1 protein-coding gene and 2 pseudogenes are annotated in these 4,779 nt (G+C 69.3%); 1 reads left to right on the top strand and 2 read right to left on the bottom strand.

Annotated features, from left to right (window positions below):
- Positions 1-213: 213 nt before the first annotated feature.
- On the bottom strand, positions 214-672 hold the full coding sequence (locus ACZ38L_RS38485) for a hypothetical protein (protein WP_465702630.1): 459 nt from the start codon (positions 670-672) through the stop codon (positions 214-216).
- 575 nt (positions 673-1,247) lie between these two features.
- Here ACZ38L_RS38485 and ACZ38L_RS38480 point away from each other — a divergent pair.
- A pseudogene (locus tag ACZ38L_RS38480) lies at positions 1,248-1,580 on the top strand (transposase); the annotation flags it as partial.
- 2,217 nt (positions 1,581-3,797) lie between these two features.
- Here the strand turns inward: ACZ38L_RS38480 and ACZ38L_RS38475 are convergent.
- Positions 3,798-4,481: pseudogene (locus tag ACZ38L_RS38475) on the bottom strand (Tn3 family transposase); the annotation flags it as partial.
- Between the last annotated feature and the right edge of the window lie 298 nt (positions 4,482-4,779).

The following is a 4,779-nucleotide window of genomic DNA, read 5'->3' as shown; positions in this document are numbered from 1 at the left end:
ACCCGCACCCTCTACGACGAGGCCACCGCCTGGTCACACCACGCAACCCTCCCAATCGCCGCTTGACACCACTACGGCATGGGATGTCTGACAGCACGCACGAATGCGAAGCCCCCCACGCCCGCGCCCGGCCTCACGGTGAGTGATTGTGACTGAAGTCGGGAGCTGTCGCCGGCCGGGCGCGGCGTCGTCCAGCGTGAGGAACTTCTGGCGTCAGCCCACCTGGATGGTGACCCGCCACAGAAGCACGAGATTCGGGCAGACGGTGCCCGGGGTGGGCATGCAGCGTCGGTAGGCGGTGATCTGGCTGGTGCCGGTGTCCTGCGCGCCGAACGCGGCCCAGGCATTGCCGTCCGACGAGGTGCCGCCCGAGGTCCGGTGCAGCACGGCGCTGTTGCTGGCGCGCGGCTCGCTCCAGGCCAGGGTGATGCCGTCACCGCTCTCCCCGTGGAGCCGGACGTCGATCTGGTCACCGGCCGCTGCCTGAATCGTGCTGCCGTTGCTGCTGTTGGCGAGCTCGATGATGTCGGCCGCGGCCTTCGGTGCGGCGTGCAGTGCGCTGGGGATGGCGGCGGGGGCGGCTACCGCGGTCGGGGTAATGGTGCCCAGCACCAGGGTCGTGCCGAGGGTCAGTGCGGTGAGTGGGGTGGTCAGGTACTTCGTGGCGTTCATTGTCACTCCGGGGTCGGCTGGGCCGGGATGGCCGTCTTCCGTATACCGGCTGGGCGCCGCCGGCCCGGCTCACCCCGTCCGCCGGTTCACCGGATCGCGTGAACGGGCGAGGTTGACCGGCAGAGTCCACCACGAGGTTCGGCAGGGAGGACAGCGGAGAGGTCGTCAAGCCGGCGCAGCCGCCCGGAGGCCCGCAGGGGCACGCCGTGCAGCATCGCTGTTGCGCGGTTCCGGTGCCGATTTCTCACAGGCCCCTGGCCAAGGTCGACTGCCGCGTCCTACTTGGCCGTTCCTCGCAGTAGACGCCCCCGGCAGGGCAGAGTTCGGACAAAAGTCCCCCCATGGCTTCCCGGCGTTTGCCCACTGCCAGCACGCCAACGGGTTTTGGTCCCGCGATCTTGCTGCGGTATCGGCTGAGATGGCGTCCTGCTGCATGGTGTAGCCGATCACGGTTGAGGTGTGCGCGGGCTCGCTCCAGGCGCGCACACCCATGGGAGCCTCACTCTCCCTGAGTATGGGTCAACCACCATGCAACTCCCCTCGGCGAACTGCTAGTTCAACGAGGGGAGCGCACGGTGGCGCTGCCCCGGCATGAGATCCGCCTGCTGGAGCCACTACGTTCGGCCGATGGGCTCGAACTCGTCCGCGGCGTGGTCGAGCGGAACCTTCAGGAACTGGTCGAGGCCGAGGCCACGGCCCGGATCGACGCGGAGTGGAACGAGCACGCCGAGACGCGCACCGCGTTTCGCAACGGGCGCCGGGACGGGACGCTGACCAGCCAGGCCGGCGACCTGGACCTGGCCATCCTCGAACTACGGCCGGGGAGCTTCTCCCCGGTGCTGCTGGAGCAGCGCCGCCGGATCGACCAGGTCCTGCACGCGGTCATCATGGAGGCCTACGTCCACGGCGATCAGTTCGTGTTTCGTGTCGCTGATCTGCGGCGTAGCGCGCTGGCACCGAGGGCGACTCCGCCGGCGAACAGAGCCATGCCGTTGACCAGACCGATGCCGGAGGAGGTGAGGCCGGTAGCAACCGTGTGGGTGTCGGCGGGCCGTTGCTCGACATCCCCCGGAGCCTTCACGTGTTCGCTCTTTCCCCCCGTCTGAGCGAAAGCACCGCCGAGCCCTTGACCGATGCCCGATGAGGAGAGCATGCGCGCACCACCGCCACCGCCCGTGTGGACACCGCCATGCGGGTGCTTCCATTCATCCCCACCGCCGTGTTCCCAGCCACCCCCACCACCGTGACCCCAGCCACCCCCGCCGGCGTGACCCCCGTCGCCCCCGCCACCGTGTTCCCAGCCACCCCCGCCACCGTGTTCCCAGCTACCCCCGCCGGCGTGTTCCCAGCTACCCCCGCCGGCGTGATCCCCGTCGCCCCCGCCACCGTGACCCCAGCCACCCCCGCCACCGTGACCCCAGCCACCCCCGCCACCGTGACCCCAGCCACCCCCGCCACCGTGACCCCCGTCGCCCTCGCCACCGTGACCCCAGCCACCCGAGGACGGCCTCGCCTCACCCGTCCCATGCCCCCCGTGGGAACCCCGTGACGGCTTCGAGCCATGTACCGCGGCCTGATCGGAGGCTTCCTTCTGCTGGTTCTCGACGTTGACCTCAACGTGGACATGGGCGTCCTGCACCGGGTTCACCACCACCTGCTGACCTGCTCCCCACGTCGGCTCGCAGTACCCGCGTTCCTCGTGTCCGCAGCGCCCGTCACCGTGATCTACATGATCCCCGTAGTCGGCGTCGTAGTGGTCAGCATGCCCACCCAAGTCTCCGTACTCGCCGTGGTGGCCGTACTCCCCCTGCTGCCCGGTCTCGTCATGTCTACCGTGGTCCCGGGATGTGGCTTCGGTGGTGGTCTTCTCCGGCGCGGTCTGTGGGGTCGTGTCCTGCGCCGGTGTCTTTGGCTCGGCAGGGGGCCCGCCCGGCTCCGACGACTGCGACTGTGACTGCCCTGACCGGGTGGGCGCTTCCGACTGCGGTCGCTCTGTTCGGGCGGGCATTTCAGCCTGTGGTGTCCCGTCGACTTCGGGCGGTCTCGCGGTCCCATCGGCGGACTGCCGGGATGTGGCTTCGGTGGTGGTCTTCTCCGGCGCGGTCTGTGGGGTCGTGTCCTGCGCCGGTGCCTTTGGCTCGGCAGGGAGCCCGCCCGGCTCCGACGACCGAGACTGTGACTGCCCTGACCGGGTGGGCACTTCCGACCGCGGTTGCTCTGTTCGGGCGTGCGTCTCGGCCGGTGGTGGCCCCTCGGATCCGGATGGTCTCGCAGTACCGTCGGTGGGCTGCCGGGTAGTGGCTGAGGCGGAAACCGGCTGGGAATTCGCGACGTCCACCGCGTACGCCGAACCTCCTGTGCCCAGGGCGAGAGCACATGAGGTCAGACCGACCAGAAGCCTGTCTGTCACACGGGTCTGCATAACGCTCCTTTAGGATTATCCGTCGGATGGATTTTCATTCTTAAGGGCGACATCGGAGTGTCCCGTGGCGCACCGCCGGGGCATCGCCGCATTGGCCTAGCCTCGACCTTTCATGACGGTCCATCGGCTCATCCGACGGGCCTTTTCGACCTGTCAGGCGGTGTGGGCAGGCCGGTGGCCCAGCTGATGCCGCCGGATGGGCACCGGTGTCTACGGTGCCGAGCTCGCGCGGGTATGGACCGCAGCCGGGGTGACGGTCGTCGACGTCGAGGAGCGATCCTGCCGCGCCAGCTCCTCCAACACGAGCGCGTCGGCCCCCCGAGTGCATCCGGGCGCCGAGCCGGCCGGGCACTCCTGACGGAAGGCGACCTCGAGGAGCACCTTGCCCGCCCCGAACCCGGACGATCGCCCGCACGGTACCGCCGCGCACCACCTGGTCGAGCCCTCGCCCGGCCTGGGCAACCGCTCTCCGTGGGCTCGATCCGCTTTGACGGACACCCCTGATCAGGGGCTTCGGCCCTGGTGAGGATGATGTCCATCATGGAGAGCATGGGGAAGAAGAAGCCACGCCCTCGCCGCTCGTTCACTCCGGAGTTCAAGGCCGAGATCGTCGAGCTGTGCCGACGCGGTGACCGCTCGGTCGGTCAGGTCGCCTCGGTTCCGGCGTCAGGGTCGCGCAGGGGGCGCAGGTCGCCTCGGTTCCGGCGTCAGGGTCGCGCAGGGGGCGCAGGTCGCCGGGTATCTCGGGCGGCTGGGAGGAGTACCGGCCGAGCATGTTGACGTGGCCTCGCACGAACGGGGACAGGCGGGCGACGTCCTGGACGCGGACGTCGAAGCCGTCGGCCCGCAGGCGGGCCAAGGTGGCGTCCATGTAGCGGGTGTTGAAGAGCACCAGGGCGTTGAGGAGGACGCTGAGCGCGCCGATCTGGTCTTCCATGCCGTCCTGGTAGTTCTGGTACAGCTGACCGGCGCGGCCGTGGAAGATCTTCCGGGCGAGTGCGTGGCGGCCCTCCTCCAGGTTGGCCTGGGCCTTGATCTGGCGCCGGTAGGACGGCCCGTCGGCCAGGCACAGGATGCGCAGGGTCTTGGCGATCCGGCCGTGGTGCGCGATGGCGTCGCCGAGCTGGGTGGGGCGGCCGTCGCGGGAGAGCATCCGGATCACGTCGTAGGCCCGCACCGCGCCGGTGTGGATCGAGCCGGTGATCCGCGGCACGCCCTCCCGGTGCCGCTCGATCCGCGCCAGGTCGATCCGGCCGCGGGCCGCGTCCTGGAAGGGACCATAGTCGGCGGTGCGGTCGATGCGCCACATCTTCTGGTCTGGCAGGTCCGCCAGCTGCGGGGCGTAGGTGAACCCGGCCAAGGTGAGCAGGCCGAACACGATGTCGCTGTTTATGTGGACAAGTCAAGTTGGCTGTACCAACGTGGGTAGCAGTCAGCTCATTCCCTGATGAGCTAGATGATCGATTCCAAGGGGTCAGTCGGGCGCCGCCGATGCTCGCAATGGCGGGCTGAGCCGTGCTCCGTTGCACAAGGCCGGGGGATGCCGACACGCCGCCGGTTCAGCGCGGCCGCAGCCCGTCGAAGACCACCTCGAAGATCCGTTCTCGGGCCGACACGTCGGTCCCGAGGTGCTCCATCGTCGTGCTGGTGCCGACCAGCAGGGCGATCAGCTCCGGCAGGCCCAG

The organism is Kitasatospora sp. NPDC024654 (assembly GCF_055559155.1).
Note: the sequence above shows the minus strand (reverse complement) of the source record. Positions and strands in the feature narration are given on the sequence as shown.